The organism is Streptomyces sp. NPDC044044 (assembly GCF_056434405.1).
Genome location: NZ_JBWKFG010000002.1, coordinates 596,251 through 622,146 on the forward strand (window position 1 = coordinate 596,251; position 25,896 = coordinate 622,146).

At 70.1% G+C, this 25,896-nt stretch carries 19 protein-coding genes, 1 tRNA gene and 1 pseudogene; 13 read left to right on the plus strand and 8 right to left on the minus strand.

Annotated elements, in window-relative coordinates:
- Positions 1 to 115: 115 nt before the first annotated feature.
- The 8 genes and pseudogenes from AC07AG_RS08605 (at position 116) to AC07AG_RS08640 (ending at position 9,073) form a co-directional block, all read left to right on the plus strand.
- Complete coding sequence (locus AC07AG_RS08605; protein ID WP_478753184.1) at positions 116 to 1,219, plus strand: inositol-3-phosphate synthase; 1,104 nt, start codon at positions 116 to 118, stop codon at positions 1,217 to 1,219.
- Between the two features lie 131 nt (positions 1,220 to 1,350).
- Positions 1,351 to 2,067 (plus strand): annotated as a pseudogene (locus AC07AG_RS08610) (SCO3242 family prenyltransferase); the annotation flags it as partial.
- 737 nt (positions 2,068 to 2,804) lie between these two features.
- Entirely contained in the window at positions 2,805 to 3,716 is a 912-nt protein-coding gene (locus tag AC07AG_RS08615) for a sugar phosphate isomerase/epimerase family protein (RefSeq protein WP_478753186.1), read from the plus strand.
- Positions 3,713 to 4,396, plus strand: a complete 684-nt coding sequence (locus AC07AG_RS08620) for an EboA domain-containing protein (protein WP_478753188.1) — start codon at positions 3,713 to 3,715, stop codon at positions 4,394 to 4,396. Before AC07AG_RS08615 ends, AC07AG_RS08620 begins: the two co-directional genes overlap by 4 nt.
- The gene (locus AC07AG_RS08625; protein WP_478753190.1) at positions 4,396 to 5,244 is read left to right on the plus strand and encodes a TatD family hydrolase; all 849 of its coding nucleotides are present in this window, start codon (positions 4,396 to 4,398) and stop codon (positions 5,242 to 5,244) included. Before AC07AG_RS08620 ends, AC07AG_RS08625 begins: the two co-directional genes overlap by 1 nt.
- Before the next feature lie 3 nt (positions 5,245 to 5,247).
- Positions 5,248 to 6,417 carry a metabolite traffic protein EboE gene (gene eboE, locus AC07AG_RS08630; protein WP_478753192.1) on the plus strand — a complete coding sequence of 390 codons (1,170 nt, stop codon included), beginning with the start codon at positions 5,248 to 5,250 and terminating at the stop codon, positions 6,415 to 6,417.
- Positions 6,414 to 7,790, plus strand: a complete 1,377-nt coding sequence (locus AC07AG_RS08635; RefSeq protein ID WP_478753194.1) for an alkaline phosphatase family protein — start codon at positions 6,414 to 6,416, stop codon at positions 7,788 to 7,790. The genes eboE and AC07AG_RS08635 overlap by 4 nt, the downstream gene beginning before the upstream one ends.
- Positions 7,791 to 7,909: 119 nt before the next feature.
- Positions 7,910 to 9,073, plus strand: a complete 1,164-nt coding sequence (locus AC07AG_RS08640; protein ID WP_478753196.1) for a sugar phosphate isomerase/epimerase family protein — start codon at positions 7,910 to 7,912, stop codon at positions 9,071 to 9,073.
- Positions 9,074 to 9,148: 75 nt separating this feature from the next.
- Here AC07AG_RS08640 and AC07AG_RS08645 read toward each other — a convergent pair whose 3' ends face one another.
- The 5 genes from AC07AG_RS08645 to AC07AG_RS08665 all read right to left on the minus strand — a co-directional run bounded on the left by AC07AG_RS08645 (position 9,149) and on the right by AC07AG_RS08665 (position 17,128).
- A complete protein-coding gene (locus AC07AG_RS08645) occupies positions 9,149 to 10,525 on the minus strand; it encodes an OFA family MFS transporter (protein ID WP_478753198.1) in 1,377 nt (458 codons plus the stop codon).
- Between the two features lies 1 nt (position 10,526).
- Positions 10,527 to 11,915, minus strand: a complete 1,389-nt coding sequence (locus AC07AG_RS08650) for an OFA family MFS transporter (protein WP_478753200.1) — start codon at positions 11,913 to 11,915, stop codon at positions 10,527 to 10,529.
- Positions 11,916 to 12,040: 125 nt separating this feature from the next.
- Positions 12,041 to 14,185 (minus strand): acetate--CoA ligase family protein, encoded by a 2,145-nt coding sequence (locus tag AC07AG_RS08655; RefSeq protein ID WP_478753202.1) that lies wholly within the window; start codon positions 14,183 to 14,185, stop codon positions 12,041 to 12,043.
- A 3-nt stretch (positions 14,186 to 14,188) separates the two neighbouring features.
- Positions 14,189 to 15,421, minus strand: coding sequence for a formyl-CoA transferase (frc, locus tag AC07AG_RS08660; protein WP_478753204.1), 1,233 nt, complete (start codon positions 15,419 to 15,421; stop codon positions 14,189 to 14,191).
- A 12-nt stretch (positions 15,422 to 15,433) separates the two neighbouring features.
- The gene (locus tag AC07AG_RS08665; RefSeq protein WP_478753205.1) at positions 15,434 to 17,128 is read right to left on the minus strand and encodes a thiamine pyrophosphate-binding protein; all 1,695 of its coding nucleotides are present in this window, start codon (positions 17,126 to 17,128) and stop codon (positions 15,434 to 15,436) included.
- Positions 17,129 to 17,329: 201 nt separating this feature from the next.
- On the opposite strand from AC07AG_RS08665, the gene sucC reads away from it, so the two are divergent.
- The 4 genes from sucC (at position 17,330) to AC07AG_RS08685 (ending at position 22,354) form a co-directional block, all read left to right on the plus strand.
- A complete protein-coding gene (gene sucC, locus AC07AG_RS08670; protein ID WP_478753207.1) occupies positions 17,330 to 18,469 on the plus strand; it encodes an ADP-forming succinate--CoA ligase subunit beta in 1,140 nt (379 codons plus the stop codon).
- A gap of 11 nt (positions 18,470 to 18,480) precedes the next feature.
- Positions 18,481 to 19,359: a succinate--CoA ligase subunit alpha gene (gene sucD / locus AC07AG_RS08675; RefSeq protein ID WP_478753209.1), complete on the plus strand. Its 879-nt coding sequence runs from the start codon at positions 18,481 to 18,483 to the stop codon at positions 19,357 to 19,359.
- A gap of 128 nt (positions 19,360 to 19,487) precedes the next feature.
- Complete coding sequence (locus AC07AG_RS08680) at positions 19,488 to 21,041, plus strand: aldehyde dehydrogenase family protein (RefSeq protein ID WP_478753211.1); 1,554 nt, start codon at positions 19,488 to 19,490, stop codon at positions 21,039 to 21,041.
- A 110-nt stretch (positions 21,042 to 21,151) separates the two neighbouring features.
- Positions 21,152 to 22,354, plus strand: a complete 1,203-nt coding sequence (locus tag AC07AG_RS08685; protein WP_478753213.1) for an epoxide hydrolase family protein — start codon at positions 21,152 to 21,154, stop codon at positions 22,352 to 22,354.
- A 28-nt stretch (positions 22,355 to 22,382) separates the two neighbouring features.
- Here AC07AG_RS08685 and AC07AG_RS08690 read toward each other — a convergent pair whose 3' ends face one another.
- Positions 22,383 to 23,717: a DUF2254 domain-containing protein gene (locus AC07AG_RS08690; protein WP_478753214.1), complete on the minus strand. Its 1,335-nt coding sequence runs from the start codon at positions 23,715 to 23,717 to the stop codon at positions 22,383 to 22,385.
- A gap of 140 nt (positions 23,718 to 23,857) precedes the next feature.
- On the opposite strand from AC07AG_RS08690, the gene AC07AG_RS08695 reads away from it, so the two are divergent.
- Positions 23,858 to 23,942, plus strand: a tRNA-Leu gene (locus AC07AG_RS08695).
- A gap of 98 nt (positions 23,943 to 24,040) precedes the next feature.
- On the opposite strand, the gene AC07AG_RS08700 is transcribed toward AC07AG_RS08695, so the two are convergent.
- Together AC07AG_RS08700 and AC07AG_RS08705 are read right to left on the minus strand one after the other, a co-directional pair.
- Complete coding sequence (locus AC07AG_RS08700; protein WP_478753216.1) at positions 24,041 to 25,216, minus strand: N(5)-(carboxyethyl)ornithine synthase; 1,176 nt, start codon at positions 25,214 to 25,216, stop codon at positions 24,041 to 24,043.
- A 67-nt stretch (positions 25,217 to 25,283) separates the two neighbouring features.
- Positions 25,284 to 25,556: a hypothetical protein gene (locus tag AC07AG_RS08705; RefSeq protein WP_478753218.1), complete on the minus strand. Its 273-nt coding sequence runs from the start codon at positions 25,554 to 25,556 to the stop codon at positions 25,284 to 25,286.
- Positions 25,557 to 25,896 lie beyond the last annotated feature (340 nt).

Genomic DNA, 25,896 nt, shown 5'->3' on the forward strand with positions numbered 1-25,896 from the left:
TTCCCCAGCGCGATCGCCGCGTGTACGACAGGAGGCAGCCGTGTCCCATTCCCCTTCCTCTGGTTCTTCTGGCTCATCTGGCTCATCTGGTTCTTCGGGTGGCGGGCCGACCGGGGTGTGGCTGATCGGAGCGCGTGGTTCGGTCGCCACGACGGCGGTCGCGGGGTGCGCGGCCGTGACGGCCGGCCTGCACCCGCCGACCGGCATGGTCACGGAGACCGGGCCGTTCGCCGACAGCGGTCTGCCAACGTTGTCTTCGCTGGTCTTCGGCGGCCACGACGTGATGGAGTGCCCGCTGCCCAAGCGGGCGGAGCAACTGGCCGCCGGGGGTGTGCTCCCGCACGGAGTGCCATCGGCGGTGGCCGCCGAACTGGCCGCCGCGGACGCGGAGATCCGCGCGGGCGGACCGCGCCGCGGGGACTCCGACGGCAGGACGGACGAGGAACTGATCGCGTCCTTCGCCGCCGACCTGCGCGATTTCGTACGTCGCCGGGGTCTCGCCCGTGCGGTGGTCGTGAACGTGGCGTCGACGGAACCGCTGCCGGAGGAGGGCGAGGGGAGGCTGCCCGCGAGCTCGCTCTACGCCGCAGCGGCGCTGCGGGCGGGCTGCCCGTACGTGAACTTCACCCCGTCAACGGGCTTGCACCACCCGGCACTTGCCTCGGCGGCCGCCTCGTCCGGGCTGCCCTACGCGGGCCGGGACGGCAAGACGGGCCAGACGCTCCTGCGCTCGGTCATCGGCCCGATGTTCGCCCAGCGTGCGCTCGCGGTCCGCGCCTGGTCGGGCACGAACCTCCTGGGCGGCGGAGACGGCGCGGCCCTCGCCGACCCGGCCGCGGCGGCGGCGAAGAACGCGGGCAAGGAGCGGGTCCTCGCGGACACGCTGGGATCCGCCCCCGAGGGCGAGGTCCACATCGACGACGTCCCGTCGCTCGGCGACTGGAAGACCGCCTGGGACCACATCGCGTTCGACGGTTTCCTCGGCGCGCGGATGGTCCTGCAGACGACCTGGCAGGGGTGCGACTCGGCCCTCGCGGCGCCGCTGATCCTGGACCTGGCCCGCTTGCTGGCCCGCGCCCACGAGAGGGGGCTTTCCGGACCCTTGGGGGAGTTGGGCTTCTACTTCAAGGACCCGGACGACGGCTCGTCGTCGGCCCTCGCCGAGCAGTACGAGGCGCTCGTCGGGTTTGCGGCGCGGCTGCGGGGGGTGGGTGCGTGAGGGGCGGGATCGGTGGGAGTGGTGTGAGCGGTGTGAGTGGCGAGAGCGGCAGGAGTGGCAGGAGTAGCGGGATCGGTGTGAGTGCGGGTGCTTCGGCTGAGGGCTCCGGTTCCGGTTCTGGTTCCGGTTCCGTGTCCGGAGCGGGGAGCCGGGGTGGTGTCACGCTGGGCGCCGGCCGTGACTGGGCCGAACTGCTGCGCGTCTCCGCCCTGTTCACCGTCCCCGGCGACGCCCTCGCCGGCGCGGCGGCGACAGGGCTGCGCCCCAACCGCCGCACGCTCCTTGTTATCGCTGCCTCTCTCTCCCTCTACGAGGCGGGCATGGCCCTCAACGACTGGGCGGACCGGGCGGAGGACGCGATCGAACGCCCGCACCGCCCGTTGCCGTCCGGCCGTATCGCCCCGTCGGCCGCACTGGGCGCGGCGGCGGCTCTGACGGCAGGAGGCCTGGCCCTCGCCGCGGGCGCGGGCCGCCCCGCTCTGACGGTGGCGAGTGGCTTGGCGGCCACGATATGGGCGTACGACCTGGGCCTGAAGCACACTCCGGCGGGCCCGGCAGCCATGGCCATGGCCCGCGCCCTCGACCTGCTCCTGGGGGCGGCGGCCACGTCGGCACCGAACGCGGTGGGCGCGCGGGTGAGCCTCGGGGCGGGGGCGGGCCGGAAGGGGAGTGCGAAGCCCTCGGGAAGGACCGCACCCACCGGCTCCGGGACCGGGGGCGGCGTCCGCGCGGCGGTTCCCACGGCACTCGTCCTGGGCGCCCATACCCTCGCGGTGACGGCGGTCTCGCGCCGCGAAGCGCAGGGCGGCTCCACGGCGGCACCCCTGTGCGCGCTCGCGGCGACAGCGGCGCTGGCGCAACTGCTCGCCCGGAGCGGCAGGGGCGGGCCCTGTCGCGGGGCGGGTGCCGGGGCCGGAACAGGCTCCGGCGCGGCGGGCTCTGGGGCTGGTCTCGGCTCTGGCTCTGGAACCGACCTCGGCTCTGGAACCGACCTCGACTCTGGAACCGACCTCGACTCTGGAACACGCTCCGGCGCGGCAGGCGCAGCCCTCCGAACCAGCATCGGCACCGGTAGCGGAGTCGGCCCCGGTGCTCCTCAACTCCCGGTAGGCCGCGGCGCAGCAGCCACCCGCGGTCTACCGGGCTCCATCAGCGGGCAGCCGTCACCGGGCGTCCTGACCGGCGCCTCTGCGGTTGCCTCGGCGCTCGCCCGCGCGGGCCGACGGGCGGGTCGACGGACGGGTCGACCAGCGAGCCGGGCGTGGCCCCCCGGCGGCGTGCCGGGCTTGGGCTCGGAGCGTCCCGTGGGCTCGGGCGGCCCCGGCAGCGCCTGGCGCACCGGCGCTCGCGGCGCCGTCCAGGCCGCGCTCGCCGCCACCTACGCGGTCACCGCCGCCCGGCCCCTCCTCCATGCCGCGCTCAATCCGTCACCGCAGCTCACCCAGCGGGCCGTGGGTGGCGGCATCCGGGCCATGATCCCGCTCCAGGCCGCGCTCTCCGCCCGGACGGGTGCCCTGGGCTCCGCACTGCTGACCGCCGCTCTGGCCCCGGCCGCCCGCAAGTTCGGCCGGAAGGTGAGCGTGACATGACGGAGACCACCCACGTGACGGGGGCCCCGTCCCCCTTCCGCTTCGGCTACGGCACCAACGGGCTGACCGACCTCCGCCTCGACGACGCCCTCGGCCTCCTCGCCGACCTCGGCTACGCGGGCGTCGGCCTCACCCTCGACCACATGCACCTCGACCCCCTCGCCCCCGACCTGACCGCCCGCACCCGCCACGTGGCCCGCACCCTGGAGCGGCTCGGTCTGACGGCGACGATCGAGACCGGCGCCCGCTACGTCCTCGACCCGCGCCGCAAGCACGGCCCCTCGCTCCTTGACCCCGACCCGGACGCGCGCGCCGCCCGTGTCCGCCTGCTGATCCGTGCCGTCCAGGTCGCCGCCGACCTCGGTGCCCACGCCGTGCACTGCTTCAGCGGCATCACCCCCGAAGGCACCTCCGAGGACACCGCCTGGCAGCGGCTCGCCGAAGCCATCGGCCCCGTCCTTGATGCCGCGTCCGGCGCCGCCGTGCCCCTGGCCATCGAGCCCGAGCCCGGCCACCTCCTCTCCACGCTCGCCGACTTCCACCGGCTCCGGCACGAACTGGGCGATCCCCGGCTCCTCGGCCTCACCCTCGACATCGGCCACTGCCAGTGCCTGGAGCCGCAGTCGCCCGCCGACTGCGTGCGCGCCGCCGCCCCCTGGCTGCGGCACGTCCAGATCGAGGACATGCGCCGCGGCGTCCACGAACACCTCCCGTTCGGGGACGGAGAGATCGACTTCCCGCCCGTCCTCGAAGCCCTCGCCTCCACCGGCTACCAGGGCCTCACCGTCGTCGAACTGCCCCGCCACTCCCACGCGGGCCCCCAACTCGCCTCCCAGTCGATCGAGTTCCTGAACAAGGCGGCGACCGAAGCGATGAGTACGGCCCCGGCCGGAGGAGGAACCCCGTGACCGAGACCGCCGCCATCGACGACCTCCGCACCCGCCTCGAAGCCGCCCTCGACGGGGCGGCCCGCGCCTGGCTCGACCAGGCCACGGCGGAGGCCGCCGCCCACCGCGGACGACCGGAGCAGAGCCCGGCCCCCCTCTGGGAGCTGCGCTTCGCCGAGGCCGGGCGGCGCTGCGGCCAGGACCACGCCGACGCCGCCCGTGTGCTGCTCCTGCACACGGCCGCAGCGGACCCGGCCACCCTCACCCGCGTCTATGGGCAAGGCACCGCGGCCGAGCGCCGCGCGGTCCTGCTCGCCCTGCCCCATCTGGTCGAGGGCCCTCAGACGCTGCCCCTGGTCGAGGACGCCCTGCGTACCAACGACACCCGGCTCGTCGCCGCCGCCGTCGGTCCCTACGCCGCCCGGCACCTCGCCCCGCACGACTGGCGCCACGCGGTGCTCAAGTGCCTGTTCACCGGCGTCCCCGTGGAGGCCGTCGCCGACCTCGACCGCCGCGCCCGCGCCGACGCCGAGCTCGCCCGCATGCTCGGCGACTACGCCGGCGAACGTACCGCCGCAGGACGCACCGTCCCCGGCGATCTGCACCGCGTCCTGGCCCTTGCCGCCCCTACGGCCCCCTCGGCCGCAGTGGTGTCCTCGGCCCCCGCGACCCCTTCCACCGGCGAGGATCAGGAGTCCTGATGCGCATCTTCGACCCCCACATCCACATGACGTCCCGCACCACCGACGACTACCAGGCCATGTACGCCGCAGGCGTCCGTGCCGTCGTCGAGCCCGCGTTCTGGCTGGGCCAGCCCCGCACCTCCCCGGCCTCCTTCTTCGACTACTTCGACTCCCTGCTCGGCTGGGAGCCCTTCCGCGCGGCCCAGTACGGCATCGCCCACCACTGCACCATCGCCCTCAACCCCAAAGAGGCGAACGACCCCCGCTGCACCCCGGTCATCGACGAGCTGCCCCGCTATCTCGTCAAGGACAACGTCGTGGCCGTCGGCGAGATCGGCTACGACTCCATGACCCCCGCCGAGGACGCCGCGTTCGCCGCCCAGCTCCAGCTCGCCGCCGACCACGGGCTGCCGGCCCTCGTCCACACCCCGCACCGCGACAAGCTCGCGGGGATGCGCCGCACCCTCGACGTGGTCAGGGAGTCCGCGCTGCCCCTGGAGCGGGTCCTGGTCGACCATCTCAACGAGACCACGGTCAAGGAGGCCAAGGACAGCGGATGCTGGCTCGGCTTCTCCGTCTATCCCGAGACCAAGATGGACGAGGACCGGATGGTCGCCATCCTGCGCGACCACGGACCCGAGCGGGTCCTGGTCAACTCGGCCGCCGACTGGGGCAAGAGCGACCCGCTCAAGACCCGCAAGGTCGCCGACGCCATGCTGGAGTCCGGGTTCACCGAGGACGACGTCGACCTGGTGCTGTGGCGCAACCCGGTCGCCTTCTACGGGCTCAGCGGACGCCTCGCGCTCGATGTCACGGACACCGAAGCCACCCACGAGGGCAACTCCATCCTCCGCGGCGGGGCGTGAGCCATGCGCTTCCGGCACCCCGACGGCAGCGTCGTCCACCTCGCGTACTGCACCAACGTCCACCCCGCCGAGACCCTCGACGGCGTCCTCGCACAACTCCGCGACCACTGCGAACCCGTGCGCAAACGGCTCGGCAGGGACCGCTTGGGCATCGGCCTGTGGCTCGCCAAGGACGCCGCGCACGCCCTGGTCACCGACCCGGCGGCACTGCGCGGCCTGCGCACCGAACTCGACCGGCGCGGCCTCGAGGTCGTCACCCTCAACGGCTTCCCGTACGAGGGCTTCGGCGCCGAAGAGGTCAAGTACCGCGTCTACAAGCCGGACTGGACCGACCCCGAGCGCCTTTCCCACACGACCGACCTGGCCCGTCTGCTCGCCGCGCTCCTCCCGGACGACGTCGCCGAGGGCACCATCTCCACCCTTCCTCTCGCCTGGCGCACCCCCTTCGACACCACGCACGCCGAAGCCGCCCGCGCGGCCCTCACCGCGCTCGCCCAACGCCTGGACGCGCTCGCGGAGCTCACCGGCAAGTCGATCCGCATCGGCCTCGAACCGGAACCGGGCTGCACCGTGGAGACCACGGGAGACGCGATCGCCCCGCTCACCGCGATCGGCCACGACCGCATCGGTGTCTGCGTCGACACCTGTCACCTCGCCACCTCCTTCGAGGACCCGCACGCCGCGCTCGACGCGCTCGCCGCCGCGGGCATCCCCGTCGTCAAGTCCCAGCTGTCCGCCGCCCTGCACGCCGAACACCCCCATCTCCCTTCGGTCCGCGAGGCCCTCGCAGCCTTCGACGAGCCCCGCTTCCTGCACCAGACCCGCACCCGCACCGCAGCCGGACTGCGCGGCACCGACGACCTCGGCGAATCCCTCGCCGGCGACGCCCTGCCCGAGACGGCGCCCTGGCGCGCCCACTTCCACGTCCCCCTGCACGCGCCCCCCGCGCCGCCCCTCACCTCCACGCTCCCCGTACTCAAGGACACCCTCGCCCACCTGGTCGGCGGTCCTGAGCCCCGCACCCGTCACCTCGAGGTCGAGACCTACACCTGGCAGGCGCTGCCGCCCGAACTGCGCCCCCGCTCCCGCCCCCAGCTCGCCGACGGGATAGCCGCCGAGCTCACCCTCGCCCGCGATCTCCTGACGGACCTCGGCCTGAAGGAACTCCCATGAGCCCCACACCTCTCCTCGTCCTGGACGTCGTCGGCCTCACCCCTCGTCTCCTCGACCACATGCCGCACCTCAAGTCCCTGGGCCAGTCCGGCTCCCAGGCCCCGCTGGGCACGGTCCTGCCCGCCGTCACCTGCGCCGCCCAGTCCACCTTCCTCACCGGCACCACCCCCGCCGAGCACGGCATCGTCGGCAACGGCTGGTACTTCCGTGAGCTCGGCGACGTACTCCTGTGGCGGCAGCACAACGGCCTCGTCTCGGGCGACAAGCTGTGGGACGCCGCCCGTCGCGCGCATCCCGGCTACACCGTCGCCAACATCTGCTGGTGGTACGCCATGGGCGCGGACACCGACATCACCATCACCCCCCGTCCCGTCTACTACGCCGACGGCCGCAAGGAACCCGACTGCTACACCCGGCCCCCGGCCCTGCACGACGAACTCACCGAGAAACTCGGCACGTTCCCCCTCTTCCACTTCTGGGGCCCCGGCGCCGACATCGTCTCCAGCCGCTGGATCACGGACGCCACGCGCCACATCATCAGCACCCGCCACCCCGACCTGGCCCTGTGCTACCTCCCTCACCTCGACTACGACCTGCAGCGCTTCGGTCCCGACGACCCGCGCTCCCATCAGGCCGCAGCCGAACTCGACGCGACCATCGCCCCCCTCCTCGACGAGGCGAAGGCCGAGGGCCGCACCGTCGTCGCCCTGTCCGAGTACGGCATCACCCGCGTGGACCGCCCCGTCGACATCAACCGTGCCCTGCGCCGTGCCGGACTGCTCGAAGTGCACACCCAGGACGGCATGGAGTACCTCGACCCCATGACGTCCCGCGCCTTCGCCGTCGCGGACCACCAGATCGCCCACATCTACGTGCGCAGGCCCGAGGACCTGGAGGCCACCCGTCAGGCCCTGGCCGATCTGCCCGGCATCGAGCAACTCCTCGACGACGAGGGCAAGAAGGCAAACGGCCTGGACCACCCGCGCTCCGGCGAACTCGTCGCCGTCGCCGAGCCGGACGCCTGGTTCACGTACTACTACTGGCTCGACGACGCCCGCGCGCCCGACTTCGCGCAGCTCGTCGAGATCCACCGCAAACCCGGCTACGACCCCGTCGAGCTCTTCATGGACCCCCTCGACCCCTATGTGAAGGTCAAGGCCGCTGGCGCGCTGGCCCGCAAGAAGCTCGGCATGCGCTACCGCATGGCGGTCGTGCCCCTCGACCCCTCACCTATTCGCGGCAGCCACGGCCGCCTTCCCACGAGCGACGACGACGGTCCGCTCATCATCAGCTCCACCCCCCATGCGTTCGACGACCGGATCGCGGCAACGGCCGTGAAATCCCTCCTCCTCGACCTGGCCGGCCTGGGCTGAGACACACCTTGCCCCACCACCCGCCCGACCAGGAGCAGTTACAGAAAGTGAAACACGCGTCACTGACAACGCGGCAGTGGCGTCCGCCCGCACGTCGAAGAGCCCAGGAGAGGCCACCCGTGACCGACTTCCACGACACTCCCGCCGACGAGGCCCTCAGACAGCGCCTCGGTATCAACCGCCGCCGCTTCCTCAGCACCTGCACCGCCGTCGGCGCGGGCGCGATCGCTGCGCCCGTGTTCGGTGCGGCACCGTCCTTCGCCCAGTCCCGGACGGAGGGCCACGGCCATCACCACGGTCACGGCCGCGAGCTGGTGCCCGCGAACAAGCGCGGGATCATCCTCTACACGGTGCGTGACGCGACCGGCCGCGACCCGCTCGCCTCCAGCCTGCCCTCCGGCTTCCGCGAGGTGTTCAAGGAGCTGGCCCGCTACGGATACAAGCAGGTCGAGTTCGCGGGCTACGGCCAGCACGCCAACGCCCCCGGCGGCGCCGGTCTGGAGTCCGTGGCGGGCGCCAAGCTGCTGCGCTCCTGGCTCGACGAGTACGGCCTGCGCGCCCAGGGCAACCACGGCTTCATACCGGGGTCATGGCCGCTCACGCAGCCCGACCTCGACACGTTCAAGAAGCACCTGGAGATCGCCAACATCCTGGGCATGGACCACATGGGCACCGGCGGCGACCCCACCAACAGCTCGTACAAGGCCGATTGGGACGTCGCCGCCGACAAGTGGAACGCCCTGGGCACCATCGCGCGCAAGGCCGGCATCAAGCTCTACACGCACAACCACGACGCGGCGTACGGCTTCCTGCTCGACGGCGGCCCGCTCGACGCGCAGGGCCGCCCGACGCGCAGCTCCGGCATCCGCAGGCTGGAGTACTTCCTCAAGGCCACCGACCCGCGGACGGTCTGGCTGGAGATGGACATCTACTGGGCGCACGTCGCGCAGTACAAGTTCCACACGTACACCGCGCACGACGGCTCCCAGCGCAAGAAGGTCTTCGACCCGGCGGCGCTCGTCAGCCGCAACAACAAGCGCTACCCGCTGTTCCACGCCAAGGACGGCACCCGCAACGACACCAGCGGCGAGGGCTACGACATGGTGGCCTTCGGCGAGGGCGTCATCGACTACCGCACCTTCTTCAGCCGGGTCGGCGAGAAGAACTACCACAACCCCATGGTCGAGCAGGACAACGCGCCCAGCGGCACCGATCTGGGCCAGTCCCTGAAGCTCGCGAAGATCGGCTACGACAACCTGGCGGCTCTCCGCAAGAAGCGCTGATCTCGTGAGTCACTGAAGCGTCCGCACAGAACAGCTCTCGCCGCGCGGCGAGAGCTGTTCTGTGCGTCACGTGGATCAGGCGTGCACCGGTGCCCTCTCCCGCCCCGGCTGGCGCAGCAGCAGCGCGACGGCCGCGGCCAGCAGGGAGATGCCGCCCGCGAGGGCGTACGCGCCGTTGTAGCCCCACGCGGCCACCACCATCGAGCCCATCCCGCCGCCGAACAGGCCGCTGATCAGCTTGCCGCTGTAGACGAGCCCGTAGTTCGTGGCGTTGTAGTTCTCACCGAAGTAGTCCGGTGTCAGCGCCGCGAACATCGGGTAAAACGCGCCGCCACCGAATCCCGAGAGGAACGCGAAGACCAGGAAGAGCCACTCGCTGTGGATGTCGCCCGCCCAGATGACACCGAACTGCGAGAGCCCGAGGACCAGGATCACGAACACCAGGGTCGCCTTGCGGCCCCAGATGTCGGAGAGCCAGCCGACCACTCCGCGTCCGATGCCGTTGATGACGGCCATCAGCCCCATCGAGGTCGCGGCGACCAGCGGTCCGAAGCCCACCTCCTTGGCGAAGTCCACCTGGAAGGAGATCCCGAAGATGGACACACCCGCGGTCATGACGAGGGTGAACCACATCAGGGGCAGCATGCCGGTCCTGATGGCCTCCTTCGGTGTGAACTGACGCACCGCGGGCGGGTTCTTGGCGAGGCTCGCCGCGTCCTTCGAAGCGCCCGACTTCTCCAGCGGGTCCACCTCGGAGGGCCACCAGTTCTTCGGCGGGTCCTTGAAGAAGAAGGCACAGGCCAGGACGACGACGAGGATGTACGCGCCGATCAGGTCGAGGACGCGGTGGTAATTGCCGGTGTCGAAGGCGTAGTTGAAGATGAAGATGAACGGCAGAGAGCCGTAGGCGAACCCTCCGTTGACGAATCCCGTCTTCGCGCCACGGCGTTCGGGGAACCACTTGGCGACCATGTTGATGCAGGTCGCGTAGACGAAGCCGGAGCCCACGCCGCCGATGACGCCGAACCCGATGATCGCGAGCCATACGTTGTTCAGGTGTGACAGGGCGAGGAATCCGATCAGGCACATGAACGACCCGGTGTACATGGCGTTCCGTGCCGTCAGGATGCCCTTCTCGCGCATCCATCCCGCCGGGAACGCGATGCCTGCCTGGAAGAAGACCCAGACACTCAGAATCCAGAAGGTGTTGGACTGCGTCCAGCCGTGGGCGTGGGACAGGGTGTCCTCCGCCGAGCCGAACGCGTACTCGAAGACACTGATGGCCATCATCGCGATCCACGGCAGGTACACCATGATCTTGCGGGAATGGCCGAGGATGTCCCGGTCCGTCTCGCCCACGCGATAGACGCGGCCGTGCTGGTCGGTGATCTCGCGATACGGGGTGCCGCTTTCGGGCGCCTTGTTTCCTGTGGCGATGGGCTCCGCCGTCATATCAGGCCATCTCCTCACCGAGGGGTTGCGGATTGGGTGTGATGCCTTTGTCCTTGGGCCTTCCCGGTTGGGAAAGGAAGAGCGCGATGAATCCGGCGAACAGGGAGATGGAGCCGGCCAGGGTGAAGGCCCCGGTGTGACCCCAGTTGCTCACCACGACGGCTCCCATTCCGGAGCCGAGCAGCCCGGAGACCAGCTTGGAGCTGTAGACCAGGCCGTAGTTGGAGGCGTTGTTGTTCTCGCCGAAGTAGTCCGCCGTCATCGCCGCGAACATCGGGAAGATGGCGCCGCCTCCGAAGCCGGAGATGCTGGAGAAGATCAGGAAAAGCGGGAGGTTCTTGATGTCCGCGGCCCACAGGATTCCGTACTGGGAAAGGCCGAGGACGATACAGACGAATATCAGGCAGCGTTTGCGTCCGTAGAGGTCCGAGAGCCAGCCGATGACGCCTCGGCCGGTGCCGTTGACGATGGCCTTCAAGGACATGGCCGTGGCGACGATTCCGCCGGCGAATCCGGCCTCGTCCCCGATGTCCACCTGGAAGGCGATGCCGAAGATGTTCACGCCGGACGTGCACAGCAGGCAGAACCACATCAGTGCGACCCGGCCGGTCTGCCACGCCTCCTTGGGCGTGTACTGCCGTACGGCGGGCGGGTTCATCGCGAGCGCGCGCCTGGCCCGTGGGTCGTCCGGCGGCCGCAGCGGGTCCACGTCGGCCGGCCACCAGTTCTTCGGCGGGTCCTGGAAGAAGTAACCGGCCACGGCGACCATCGCCGCCAGGAAGAGGCCGACGCTCACGAGTACCCAGCGGAAGTTCGTCAGATCCATGAAGCCGGTGAAGATGAACACGAACGGCACCGAGCCGTAGGCGAATCCGCCGTTGACGAATCCGGTCTTTCCTCCCTTTCGCTCGGGATACCACTTGCCGACCATGTTCACGCAGGTCGCGTACACCATGCCGGCGCCCATTCCGCTGAACATGCCGAAGCCGACATAGGCGACGACGACATGCGGCGCGAACGCCAGCGACAGATAGCCGAGCAGTGTTCCGACGGCACCGCACATCATCGCCCAGCGTGCCGGAAGCCTCCCGCTCTCGCGCAGCTTGCCCGCCGGAAAGGCCACCGCGGCCTGGAAGAAGACCCAGACCCCCAGCATCCAGAAGATGTGGGTGTCGCCCCAGGAATGCGCGGTGTGCAGGGTGTCCTCGGCCGACGCGAACGCGTACTCGGCCGAGCTGATGCCCATCATGCCGATCCACGGCAGGATGACCATCCATTTGCGCCTGCGGCCCATGATGTCGATGTCGGTCTCACCGACCCGGTACATCCGGCCGTTGGCGTCCGTCACCTCCCTGTACGGGACGGCTGTGGGTATGTCGGTTGTCGTCATGTTGATTCAGCACCCCTTGCGTCGAAAAGATCCTGGCCAGCGCCCCCTGTCCAATTCCTTTCGTGTGCGCACGGGTCCCGGGGCCGGCCGACGCGCACCGCCGGCCGGCCCCCGCACCGGTCACCTCATCGACCGCCCCCCAACAGGCCGGCCGCGCGGGCCCACCGGTACTTCGCGCCGAGCGCCTCGACCGGCTTCTCCGTCGTGTACGGGTACGCCACGACGCCCCGCTCGAAGAGGTACTGGCAGGCCTCCTCCACCTCGACGTCGCCCGCCAGGGATGCCACGACGGGCTTCTCGATGCCGCGCTCGCGGAACTCCGCGACCACACGGGCCGTCAGCTCGGCGAAGACCATGGGAGGGGTGACGATGGTGTGCCAGTAGCCCAGGACGAGCGCGTGGATGCGCGGGTCCTCCATGCCGAGCCTGATCGTCGCCTCGTACGTCGACGGGGGCTCGCCCCCGGTGATGTCGACGGGGTTGCCCGCCGCCCCGAAGGGCGGGATGAACGCCTTGAAGGACGCGTCGAGGTCGTCGGGGATCTCCATCAGCCGCAGTCCGTTGTCGGTCACCGCGTCGGAGAGCAGGACGCCGGAGCCGCCCGCACCCGTGATGATCACGATGTTGTCGCCCCGCGGAGTGGGAAGCACCGGCAACGCGCGCGCGTACTCCAGCATTTCGTTGAGCCCCGGCGCCCTGATGACGCCCGCCTGCCGGAGGATGTCGTCGTACACCGCGTCATCGCCCGCCAGGGCGCCCGTGTGCGATCCGGCTGCCTTCGCCCCGGCGGCCGTGCGCCCGGCCTTCAGGACCACGACCGGCTTCTTCGGAACGGTCGCCCGCGCGGCCTCCACGAAGGCGCGGCCGTCCTTGAGGTCTTCCAAGTGCATGGCGATGCACTGGGTGTTGGGGTCCTCGCCGAACCACGTCAGGAGGTCGTCCTCGTCCAGGTCGGACTTGTTGCCGAGCCCGACGATCGCCGAGACGCCCGTCTTCGTGGTGCGCGCGAAGCCGAGGATGGCCATCCCGATGCCACCGGACTGGCTCGTCAGGGCGACCCCGCCCTTGACGTCGTACGGCGTGCAGAACGTGGCACACAGGTCCTGCCACGTCGAGTAGTAGCCGTAGATGTTCGGGCCGAGCAGCCGCACCCCGAGCCGCTCGCCGATCTCCACGATCTCGTCCTGGAGGGCCTGTTCACCGGTCTCTGCGAACCCGGAGGGGATCAGGACCGCGTTGGGGATGCCCTTGCGACCCACCTCCTCCAAGGCCGACGCCACGAACTTGGCGGGGATCGCGAAGACCGCCACATCCACCTCACCGGGAACGTCCGTGACACTCTTGTACGCCTTGCGGCCCAAGATGTCATCGGCCTTGGGGTTCACCGGATGGATCTCGCCGGAGAAGCCGCCGTCGATGAGGTTGCGCATCACCGAATTGCCGATCTTGCCCTGCTCGTTGGAGGCGCCGATCACGGCGACCGAGCGGGGCTCCATCAGCCGCCGCATCGACGTGAGCATCTCCTCGCGCGTGTACGTACGGCGCTTCTTCGGAGCCCCTTCGGCGACGATGACGCGGATGTCCGCGGCGATCGCGCCCTCCGGAGTGGCGATCACCGGGTTGAGGTCCACCTCCGCGATCTCCGGGAAGTCGGTGACCAGTTGGGACACCCGGCGAATCTGCTCGGCGACCGCCCACCGGTCCACCGCCGGAGCGCCGCGCACCCCGCGCAGGATCTCGGCCGCGCGGATCGAGTCGAGCATCGAGGCGGCCTCGTCGGCGTCGACCGGCGCGAGGCGGAACGTGACGTCCTTGAGGACCTCGACCAGTACGCCGCCGAGCCCGAAGGCGACGACCTTCCCGAACGTCGGATCGGTCACCGCCCCGACGATCACCTCCTGGCCGGAGGGCAGCAGCTCCTGCACCTGCACGCCCTCGATACGTGCTTCTGGCGCGTACGCGCGCGCGTTCCCGACGATCTCGCAGAAGGCGGCCCGTACGTCGGTGGCGCCCTCCACCCCGACGACGACGCCGCCCGCGTCGGTCTTGTGCAGGATGTCAGGGGAGACGATCTTCATGACGACGGGCCCTTCGAAGCGGGCCGCGTGCGCCACCGCCTCGTCCACGTCCGTCGCCAGCTCCTCGCCCGGCACGGCGATCCCGTACGCGTCCGCGAGGACCTTGCCCTCGGGCGCGGTCAGGGAGGTCCGCCCCTCGGCGCGCACCGAGTCGAGGAGCGCCCGCACCGTCAGTGCGCGGTCTTCGGCCATCACTCAGATCACTCCGTTCGACTTGAGCAGGCGCAGTTCCTCGTCGCCGAGGCCGAGCTCACCGACGAAGACCTCCGCGTTGTGCTCGCCCAGGAGCGGCGAACTGACGACGTTCACGGGGGAGTCCGACAGCTTCAGGGGGGAGCCGACCGTGGTGAAGGAGCCGCGCTGCGGGTGCGCGACCTCGACGACCATCTCGTTGGCGGCGAGAGAGGCGTCCTCGATGATCTCCTTGGTGGAGAGGATCGGGCCGCACGGGATGTTGTGGGCGTTGAGCCGCTCCAGGACCTCCCACTTGGGGAGCGTGGAGGACCACTCCTCGATCAGCTGGAACATTTTGCCGAGCTTGGGAAGCCGCGCCTCCGGAGAGGCCCACTCGGGGTCCTCGGCGAGCTCGGGACGCCCGATGAGCTCGGTGAGCGGCTGCCAGCCCACGGGCTGCACGATGACGTACACGTAGTCGTTCGGGCCGCCCGGCGCGCACTTGACCGCCCAGCCCGGCTGTCCGCCGCCGCTCGCGTTCCCGGAGCGCGGCACCGCGTCCCCGAAGTCCTCGTTCGGGTACTCGGCGAGCGGACCGTGCGCAAGGCGCTGCTGGTCGCGCAGCTTGACCCGGCACAGGTTGAGCACGGCGTGCTGCATGGCCACGTTCACGCGCTGTCCGCGTCCGGTGTTCTCCCTCTGGAAGAGGGCGGCGAGAATCCCGGCGACGGCATGGATGCCGGTCCCGGAGTCACCGATCTGGGCGCCTGTGGCGAGCGGCGGACCGTCCTCGAAGCCGGTGGTCGACATGGAGCCGCCCATGGCCTGCGCCACCACTTCGTAGGCCTTGAAGTTGGTGTAGGGGCCGTCTCCGAAGCCCTTGATCGAGGCGTAGACGATCCGCGGGTTGATCTCCTGGATGCGCTCCCAGGTGAAGCCCATCCGGTCCACGGCACCCGGGCCGAAGTTCTCGACCATCACGTCGGAGCGGCGGATCAGCTCGGTGAGAAGCTCCTTGCCGCGCTCGGTCTTGGTGTTGAGGGTGATGCTCCGCTTGTTGCAGTTGAGCATCGTGAAGTAGAGCGAGTCGACGTCCGGCAGGTCACGCAGCTGCTTGCGCGTGATGTCTCCGGAGGGCGCCTCCAGCTTCACCACGTCCGCACCGAGCCAGGCGAGCAGCTGGGTGGCGGAGGGCCCGGACTGGACGTGTGTCATGTCGAGGACGCGTACGCCCTCAAGAGCCTTGGTCGTCATCGCGCGGGCTCCTCACTTGTACATGGTCTGGTTCATGGTTCCGGGGGCGTACGCGTCCGGATCGACCCATACGTTGATCAGCGAGGGCTTGCCGGACTCGCGGGCCCGCTGCAGCGCGGGGCCGATGTCGGCGGGGTCGCGGACCTCTTCGCCGTAACCGCCCAGCATCTGGGCGAACTTGTCGTAGTGGACGTCTCCGAGGGTGTTGCCGATCCGCTGGCGCTCCTCGCCGTACTTGGCCTTCTGGCCGTAGCGGATCTGGTTCATCGAGGAGTTGTTGCCGACGATCCCGACGAAGGGCAGGTTGTAGCGGACGAGCGTCTCGAAGTCCCACCCGGTCAGCGAGAAGGCGCCGTCTCCGAAGAGGGCCACCACCTCCTTGTCGGGCCGCGCCTGCTTGGCGGCGAGCACGAAGGGGATGCCGACGCCGAGCGTGCCGAGCGGTCCCGGGTCCATCCAGTGGCCGGGCGACTTGGGCTGCACGACCTGCCCGGAGAAGGTGACGATGTCGCCGCCGTCGCCGATGTAGATGGAGTCTTCGGTAAGGAAGTCGTTGATTTCGCTGACGAGGCGGTACGGATGGATCGGCGAGGCATCCGATTTCAGGTTCGGCAGCCGCTTCTCGATCGCCGTCTGCTCGGCGGCGCGCAGCTCGTCGATCCACTCCTTGCGCTTGGACGCGCCTCCGTTGAGCCGTCCTGAGGCGGCCTCGGTGACCGACTTCAGGATGAGCCCCGCGTCACCGACGATGCCCAGGTCGATGTCCCTGTTCTTGCCGACGGTGCGGTAGTCGAGGTCGATCTGTACGACGGTGGCGTCCGGGGAGAGGCGTTTGCCGTACCCCATGCGGAAGTCGAAGGGCGTCCCCACGATGACGATGAGGTCGGCGTTGGAGAAGGCGTACCGCCGCGAGAGCTGGAAGTGGTGCGGGTCCCCGGGCGGCAGGGTGCCGCGGCCCGCGCCGTTCATGTAGGCGGGCACGTTCAGGGTCCGCACGAGTTCGATGGCGGAAGCGGTGCCGCGCGTCGTCCACACCTGGCTGCCGAGGAGGATCGCGGGCTTCTCGGCGTGCACGAGCAGGTCGGCGAGCTTCTCGACGGCCTCGGGGTCGCCGGCCGAGCGCGTGGACGCGCGGTACTGCCCGGCCTGCGGCACCCGGGCCTTGTCCACCGGCACCTTGGCGTCGAGCACATCGCGCGGTATCTCCAGGAAGGACGGTCCTGGAGCGCCGTGGTAGCACTCGCGGAACGCCATCGACACCATGTCGGCGGAGCGCGCCGTGTCCGGCACGGTCGCGGCGAACTTGGTGATCGGCGTCATCATGTCGACGTGCGGGAGGTCTTGAAGTGACCCCATCTTGTGCTGGGTGTGGGCTCCCTGGCCGCCGATCAGCAGCATGGGGGACTCCGCGCGGAAGGCGTTCGCGACGCCCGTGACGGCGTCGGTGGTTCCCGGTCCCGCCGTCACCACGGCGCATCCGGGCTTTCCGGTGAGGCGCGCGTAGCCGTCGGCCGCGTGGGCGGCGACCTGCTCGTGGCGTACGTCGACGACATCGATCCCCTCGTCGACGCAGCCGTCGTAGATGTCGATGATGTGGCCGCCGCACAAGGTGTAGATGACCTCCACACCCTCTGCTTTGAGTGCCTTGGCGACCAGGTGCCCACCGGAGATGTGGGTCTGGTTCGTGTCGCTGCTGCCGTCGGGCATGGCGAAGTCCTGTCCCTTCGTAGGGGAGTTGGAGCGCTCACACGCTGCTCGTAGGTGCTCTCGCGGTAGATTGCATACAGTCGACGAATACTGTATGAAGCTTGTTATCCCGCATCCGGTGGGTGGTGTCCAGGGGGCGTGCGGCACTTTTCGGGGGTCCGGGGGTCGCTCCCCGGATCGACACAGCGGTCAGGAGCCGGAATGGACCTGTTCGAGCACCAGGCAAGGGAACTCTTCGAGGAATACGGCATCTTGGTGCCGCAAGCAGAGGTCGCCGACACGGCGAAGGAGGCACGCGCGGGCGCCGAACGCCTGGGCGGCCGCGTCGTCGTCAAGGCCCAGGTGAAGACCGGAGGGCGCGGCAAGGCGGGCGGCGTCAAAGTCGCCGCCGACCCGGCCGCCGCCGAGATCACGGCACGCCAGATCCTCGGCATGGACATCAAGGGCCACACCGTGCACAAGGTGATGCTGGCCCAACCCGTCGAGATCGAGAGCGAGTTCTACGTCTCGTACGTACTGGACCGCGCGGCGGGCCGCTTCCTCGCGATCGCGTCCGCCGAGGGCGGCATGGAGATCGAGGAGGTGGCTGCGAGCCGCCCGGAGGCCGTCGCGCGCGTGGAGATCGACCCGGCGGCGGGAGTGGACGCGACGAAGGCGGCCGAGATCGCCGCAGCGGCGGGACTTCCCGAAGCCGCCGCCGACGTCCTGGCCAAGCTGTGGCAGGTGCTGATCCGCGAGGACGCGCTCCTCGTCGAGGTGAACCCCCTCGTCCGCACCGCCCAGGGGGAGATCCTCGCCCTCGACGGCAAGGTCACCCTGGACGACAACGCCCGTTTCCGCCAGGCACGCTGGGGCGCCGACGACTCCGCGCACGACGACCCGCTGGAGTCGGCGGCCGCGTCCAAGGGTCTCAACTACGTGAAGCTCGACGGCGAGGTAGGCATCATCGGCAACGGCGCGGGCCTCGTCATGTCCACCCTCGACGTGGTCGCGGGCTGCGGCGCGCGCCCCGCGAACTTCCTCGACATCGGCGGCGGCGCCTCCGCCCAGATCATGGCCGACGGCCTCTCCGTCATCCTCTCCGACCCCGCCGTCAAGTCCGTCTTCGTCAACGTCTTCGGCGGCATCACTGCCTGCGACGCGGTCGCCGACGGCATCGTCCAGGCCCTGGAATCCGTCCAGTTGACCAAGCCGCTCGTCGTCCGCCTCGACGGCAACAACGCCGTACGCGGCCGCGCCATCCTCGACGAGCGCGCCCACCCCCTCGTCCAGCAGGCCACCACCATGGACGGCGCCGCGCGCCGCGCCGCCGAACTCGCGGGACACACCAACGCAGCCTAAGGAGCCGGGACATGGCGATCTACCTCACCAAGGAGAGCAAGGTCCTCGTCCAGGGCATGACCGGCGCCGAGGGCATGAAGCACACCCGCCGCATGCTCGCCGCGGGCACGGACGTCGTCGGCGGCGTCAACCCCCGCAAGGCCGGCCGCACCGTCGACTTCGACGACCGGGCCGTCCCCGTCTTCGGGTCCGTACGCGACGGGATCGAGGCCACGGGCGCCGACGTCACCGTGGTCTTCGTGCCGCCCGCCTTCTCCAAGGCGGCGGTCACCGAGGCCGCCGACGCCGGGATCGGCCTCGCCGTGGTCATCACGGAGGGCATCCCCGTGCACGACTCCGTCGCCTTCCACGCGTACGCCAAGGAGCGCGGCACCCGCGTCATCGGACCCAACTGTCCCGGCCTCATCACCCCGGGGCAGGCCAACGTGGGCATCATCCCCGCCGACATCACCAAGTCCGGGCGCATCGGCCTGGTGTCGAAGTCCGGCACCCTCACCTACCAACTCATGTACGAGCTGCGCGACATCGGGTTCTCCACCTGCGTCGGCATCGGCGGCGACCCCGTCGTCGGCACCACGCACATCGACTGCCTCGCCGCCTTCGAGGACGACCCCGACACCGAACTGATCGTCCTCATCGGCGAGATCGGCGGCGACGCGGAGGAACGCGCGGCCGCCTACATCCAACGCTCCGTCACCAAACCGGTCGTCGCCTACATCGCAGGATTCACCGCCCCCGAGGGCAAGACCATGGGGCACGCGGGAGCCATCGTCTCGGGCTCCTCCGGCACCGCGCGCGCCAAGCAGGAGGCGCTGGAGGCCGCAGGGGTGCGGGTCGGCGCCACACCGACGGAGACGGCCCGCCTCGTTCTCAACCAGCTGGGGGCGTGATGTCACTCATAGGTGACGGGCCCTGACTGCACTAGCGTCCCCCAGCACACACGCGGACCGCGAACCGAGCGGCGCCGCGCGAGCCATGCACCCCCGCCCCGACTGTGCACCGTGAGCGGAGACACCCAATGGCATCCACCCTCACCAACCCCCTTGTCCTCAAGGCCGGTACGGCCTGGGCCGACGCCTGGCAGCGCTGCCTCGCCGTCGCGCCCGAGGCCTTCCGCGACGACCGCGTCCTCAACCTCTGGAACGGGACCTGGCAGGCGGACGGCCGGACCCTGCCCGCCACGTCCCCCGTCGACGGCAGCCCCATCGCCGGCCCGCCGCGCCTCGACGCCGCCACCGCCCACCAGGCCGTACGCGCGTCGCTCGACCAGCACCGGGCCTGGCGCCACGTCGCGTTGGAGGAGCGGCGCGCCCGCGTCGCCGCCACCCTCGACGCCCTCACCGCACACCGCGAACTGCTCGCCCTCCTCCTCGTCTGGGAGATCGGCAAGCCCTGGCGGCTCGCCCAGGCCGACGTCGACCGGGCCATCGACGGCGTGCGCTGGTACGTCGACGGCATCGAGCCGATGGTGGAGGGCCGGACCCCGCTGGACGGTCCGGTGTCCAACATCGCGAGCTGGAACTACCCGATGAGCGTGCTCGTTCACGCGATGCTGGTACAGGCACTCGCGGGCAACGCGGTCATCGCCAAGACCCCGACGGATGGCGGCGTCGCCTGTCTGACCCTGGCGTGTGCCCTTGCCGCCCGCGAAGGGATCCCCGTCACCCTCGTGAGCGGCAGCGGGGGAGAGCTGTCCGAAGCGCTGGTCCGCGCGCCGGAGATCGGCTGCGTCTCCTTCGTCGGCGGACGTGACACGGGTGCGGCCGTCGCCACCGCCGTCGCCGACCTCGGCAAGCGGCACATCCTCGAACAGGAAGGGCTCAACACCTGGGGCATCTGGAACTACAGCGACTGGGACGCGCTCAGCGCCGTCATCCCCAAGCTCTTCGACTACGGCAAGCAGCGCTGCACGGCGTATCCGCGCTTCGTCGTCCAACGGGGCCTCTTCGACGCGTTCCTGGCCGCCTACCTCCCCGCCGTGCGCACCCTCCGTGTCGGCCACCCCCTGGCAGTCGAGCACGCCGAAGACCCTTTCCCGCAACTGGACTTCGGCCCGCTGATCAACGCGGCCAAGGCCAAGGAGCTCGGCGACCAGGTGACGGAGGCGATCGACCGAGGCGCCGTGCCGCTGTACCGCGGCGCCCCGTCGGCGGACCGTTTCCTGCCGGGCCAGGACACGGACGCGTACGTCCACCCCGTCACGCTCCTGGGCCCGCCACCGTCGTCGCCGCTGCACCACGCGGAGCCGTTCGGCCCGGTCGACACCATCGTCCTGGTCGACACGGAGGCAGAGCTGCTCGCCGCCATGAACGCGTCGAACGGAGCGCTGGTCGCCACGCTGTCGACCGACGACACGGCGACGTACGACAGTCTCGCGCCGCAGATCCGCGCCTTCAAAGTGGGCCGCGGCAAACCGCGCTCGCGCGGTGACAGGGACGAGCTGTTCGGCGGCTTCGGCGCGTCCTGGCGCGGCGCGTTCGTCGGCGGCGAGCTGCTGGTGCGGGCGGTCACGCACGGCCCGGCGATGGAGCGGCCGCCGGGGAACTTCCCGAGCTATCACCTGATGGCGTGAGCTCGCCGTGCGGTGCGGGTGACCGGCACCCGCACCGCACGCAGGTGAACGGTGAGGCCGAGGCGCCCCGCCGATCTGCGCGCCGACCAGCGGATCTAGCATGCCCAGGCATGACGACGAAGTCCGACAAGACGGTCCACCCGTTCCATCTCAGCATCCCGCAGGACGCCCTGGACGACCTGCACGAGCGTCTGGACCGCACGCGCTGGCCCGACGAACTGCCCGGAGTCGGCTGGGAGTACGGGGTCCCACGGAGCTATCTCAAGGAGCTCGCGCACTACTGGCGCCACGAGTATGACTGGCGGGCCGCGGAGGCCGCCCTGAACAAGTGGCCGCAGTTCACCACCACCATCGACGGGACGAACGTCCACTTCGCCCACATCCGGTCGCCGGAGCCGGACGCCACCCCGCTGCTCGTCTCGCACGGCTGGCCGGGCTCGATCGTCGAGTTCACCGAGGTGGCCGGTCCGCTCACCGACCCGCGGGCCCACGGCGGCGACCCGGCGGACGCCTTCCACCTCGTGCTGCCCAGCATCCCCGGCTTCGGACTCTCCGGTCCGACTACGGAGCAGGGCTGGGAGTTCCAGAGGGTGGCCGCCGCGTTCGTCGAGCTGATGGACCGCCTCGGCTACGAGCGCTACGGGGTTCAGGGCGGTGACTGGGGAGCGGGCATCACGCGCGAGATGGGCCGGACCCGGCCCGACCGGATCATCGGCGTCCATCTGAACCTGCTGCCGAACTCGGCCGCCGCGCAGGAACCCACCGCGGACGAGCTGGACGCGATGACCCCGCACGAGCGCGAGCGCGCGCTGGCCTCCTGGAAGCGCATGCAGGAGTGGAGCCGCGACCGGCAGGGGTACGCGGACATCCAGTCCACCAGGCCGCAGACGCTCGCGTACGGCCTCACCGACTCCCCGGTGGGTCAACTCGCCTGGATCGCGGAGAAGTTCAAGGAGTGGACCGACTCCGACGACCGCCCGGAAGACGCCGTCGACCGCGACGCGCTGCTCACCAACGTGATGCTGTACTGGCTGACCGGCACGGCGGGATCGTCCGCCCGCATTTACTACGAGCGCGCGCACGCCGACTACTGGGGCACCGGACCCGAGCCCTCGACCACGCCGACCGCGCTGGCCGACTTCCCCCGGGACAACTTCATCCCGCTGCGGCACATCGCGGACCGGAGCAACAACATCGTGCGATGGACGGAGTACGACCGGGGAGGGCACTTCCCGGCGATGGAACAGCCGGACCTGCTGATCGGCGACATCCGGGCGTTCTTCAGGCAGCTCCGCGAGACCGTCCGCCGGTGAGGACCCCCGCAGGTGCGCCCGCCTGCCCCTAACCGATGCCCTGCCGGTCGGGCAGCAACGCGAACGCACGGTCCGCGGCCTCCGCAACCGTGCGCTCCACCGCCTGCGCGAGCAGCTCGCGGTGGCGCAGGAGCGGCTCCCTGCGCTCCTCGGGCGCGAGCCGCAGCAGGTCGTCGAGGCCGGCCAGCATGCGCCGGATGACCTGCGGATTGCCGACCGCGCACCCCCGGATCTCGGCGAACCCGAGATCCACCAGGGCCGTCCAGTCCGGCACGGGCTGCACCATCCGCACCGCCCCGTGCCGGTCACGGTGGCGCTGGGCGCCCAGCGGATACCCGGCCACCGACGCCAGGATCTGGATGATGCGGTCCAGGGCCTGCACGGCGGTGGTCGGGTCGTTCACCGCGGGGGACAGGGCCCGCAGGGCGATGTCGGCGAGCTGGCGAAGACCGAAGCCGAGGTCCTGGTGGAAGCTGCGCTCCACACCCACGGAGAACGTGTACCGCAGCGCGCGGCGTGACGGAGCCGCCCCGCCGTGGACGGTGAAGACCGGGGTCCCCGGCACCACGAAGTCCCCGATGCGCGGCAGCAGCCGCAGCACCACATCGTGGCGCCTTGCCGCGCGCACCACCCGGGCGATGTGCACGTCCCGCAGCACTCCGGCCCGTCCCTGGTGAGTGATCCGGGCGGTCGCGGGTCCGAGTCGTTCGTCGTCCACCGCGCCTTCGGTCGGGTGCTTCATGGCCACGCGGAACGACTCCCGGGCGATCCGGTCGATGACGAAGCTGATCCGCATCATCCGGAGGGTGCCGTTCACGTACGCGACGAACAGGAGCAGGCTCAGGAAGACCATCGCCATGGCCAGGATCGACTCGACCAGCGGCACGTTCGTCAGCAGGCGCGGATCGCTCTCGCTGTCGAAGGACGTCAGCGTCATCAGGGAGAAGAGGAACGTCGCGAGGAACACGGTGAGCGTGATCTTGGTGATCCGCGATCTGACGTACAGCCGCACCACCCGCGGGCTGAACTGCCCGCTGGCCATCTGCACGGCCACCAGCGAGATGCTGAAGACGACACCGATGAAGGTCATCATCGCCGAGCCGATGGTGCTGATCACCACCTTGGTGTCCTCGGCGATCTGCATCAGGCTCTTGATGGTGTCGTAGTCCCCGTCCTTCTGCGCAGCCGCCACGATCTGGCTGTCCAGCTCCGCGGCGGCCACCCACAGCACCATGGCCCCCACGAGCCCCGCGGTCGGCGCGAACCACATGGTGTCCCGCAGATGCTCGCGCAACGGGGACAGCAGCCGAGGCCGCCGAACCTTCGCATCACCGAGCACTCCAGTAATCAGCCCGTCACTCATGGTGAGACTGTAGATGCGGCGGCGCGGGCCGCCGGGCATCGCCCCGGCGGCGTACGGATACGCAGGTGAAAGGCACTCCGAAAGCTTGGTATTGTTGTCCATGTCGCCGCGGGGAACACCCCGCGAACGGCAGACACCTAGTCCGGGTGGCGGAATGGCAGACGCGCTAGCTTGAGGTGCTAGTGCCCTTTATCGGGCGTGGGGGTTCAAGTCCCCCCTCGGACACAAGATGGAGTACGTGGGCGGTGCTGACCGAGTCTCGGTCAGCACCGCCCACGTTTTCGTGGTCGTTTTCAGCCCCACGCGGCCAGGAGGCGTTGGCGTCAGGCCGGCTGTGTGAAGGCGGGCGGTGCCGGGATCTCAGTGGCGTGCGGGTAGGTCGCCGCCCGGTGCTGGAACGAGAGGATCTTCGGGTTCAGGACCACGCCGTCCTGGATCTCGATGGCGTTCCTGATCGTGGCGTCGGCCTCCCACGACGCGGGGCCGGCCATGACCTTGCGCAGGTAGGGCAGGAGCGCGTCGCTGTTCTCCCACGTGGCGGAGTTCCACAGATGGGACGGGCTGTGATCCACCCCGTAGTAGTGGCAGCCCGGTCCCACCAGGTGCATCGGCTCTCCGAAGGTCGTCGGGCGGGCCCATTCGAAGCCCATGCCCTCGTCGCAGGAGACGTCGATGAAGAAGGTCCCCGGCCGGAACACGGCGAGTTCCTGGTCGGTGACGAACATCAGCGGCGCGTCGGTGTCCTGCCGTATGCAGTTGACGATGATGTCGAACCCGGCGAGGTACTCCGCCAGCGGCATGGCACGGGGTTGGGTGAGGGCCAGGAGGCGGGAAGGATCGCCCTCCTCCTCCGCGAAGTGCTCCATCACGACCGACGGCATCGGCGAGGCCACCGCCGCCGCTGCGCGCTGGGTGAGCACCGTGACGTCGGAGACCCCCATCGCGCCCAGGCCGGTGACCGCTCCGCGCGCCGTGGCGCCGAAGCTGATGACCACCGCGCGCAGGCGTCGTCCGTAGCTTCCCGTCAGCCCGCCGAGCTGCAGGGCGTGCAACACCGAGCAGTAGCCGGCGAGTTCGTTGTTCTTGTGGAACACATGGACGCTGAAGGCGCCCGTGGACGTCCAGTGGTTCATGGCCTCCCAGGCGATGAGGGTCAGCCGTCGGTCGATGGCGATCTGCGTCATCTTCTCGTCCTGGACGCAGTGCGGCCATCCCCAGAGGACCTGGCCCTCGCGCAGCCCGGCGACGTCCTCGTGCATCGGCTTGGGCAGCGTCACGATGTCGCACTCGGCGAGGAGCTGCTCGCGGGAGCGCAGCCCGGCGACCAGCGGTCGCAGTGCCTCGTCGTCGATGCCGAACCGTCGGCCGTAGCCCTCTTCGAGGAAGATCTTCTCGCGTACGTCCGACGCGATCCGGTCGAGGTGGCCGGGGTGCAGCGGCAGCCGGAACTCGTTCTCCTTGTGGGAGGAGGCGAGCACTCCCAGACTCTTCAGGCCCATGAACTTCCTGTCATTGAGTTGTTGTCGTTCTTGTTGTTCTTGGTGTTCTTGTCTTCGCCGCCGCGTCCTATGAGGACGGGGGCACGTGCCTGCGCATGCGCTCGGCCAAGGGAAGGGGAGGCTCGTCCAGGCCGGTGACCGACCCGCTGGCCATCCGTGCGCACGTCCCGTGGCACGCGAGCAGTTGCTTGTCGTCGCGGTGGGAGACCACCGCCTCGTCACCGTCGTGCGCCTGGCGGAAATCGGCGCCGCACACGGAGCAGACAAGGCCGGAGAGCATCTCGGCGGTCGGTTCGGGGCGGCCGCGGCGGCGCCCGGAGATCGAGTCCTGTGAATACATGCGTCCCGCATCCTCTTGATCGGTTGAGGGCGTGTGAGGTGCCGGAGCTCCTCGTCGAGCAGCCCCGGGAACGAGGAATGCGGCTACTGCGGGGCGCGCGACGAAATGCGTACGGTGGCGCGACAGTTCGAGCAGGGAAGCATGGGGCGGCTCATCTCCGCCGGACACGACGTGCTCCGGCATTGCCGTTCCCCGAGGGCGACGCCGAAACGGATGACGGCGTGCGAGGTGCGCTCGGTGCTGTAACCGTACCCCCCCTGGGTCCCGCCCAGGAGGGGAGGGCACGCGCCCCTTCTGTAGGAGGCGCGTGCCCTTTCTGTGGGGAGGCGCGTTCCCCTTG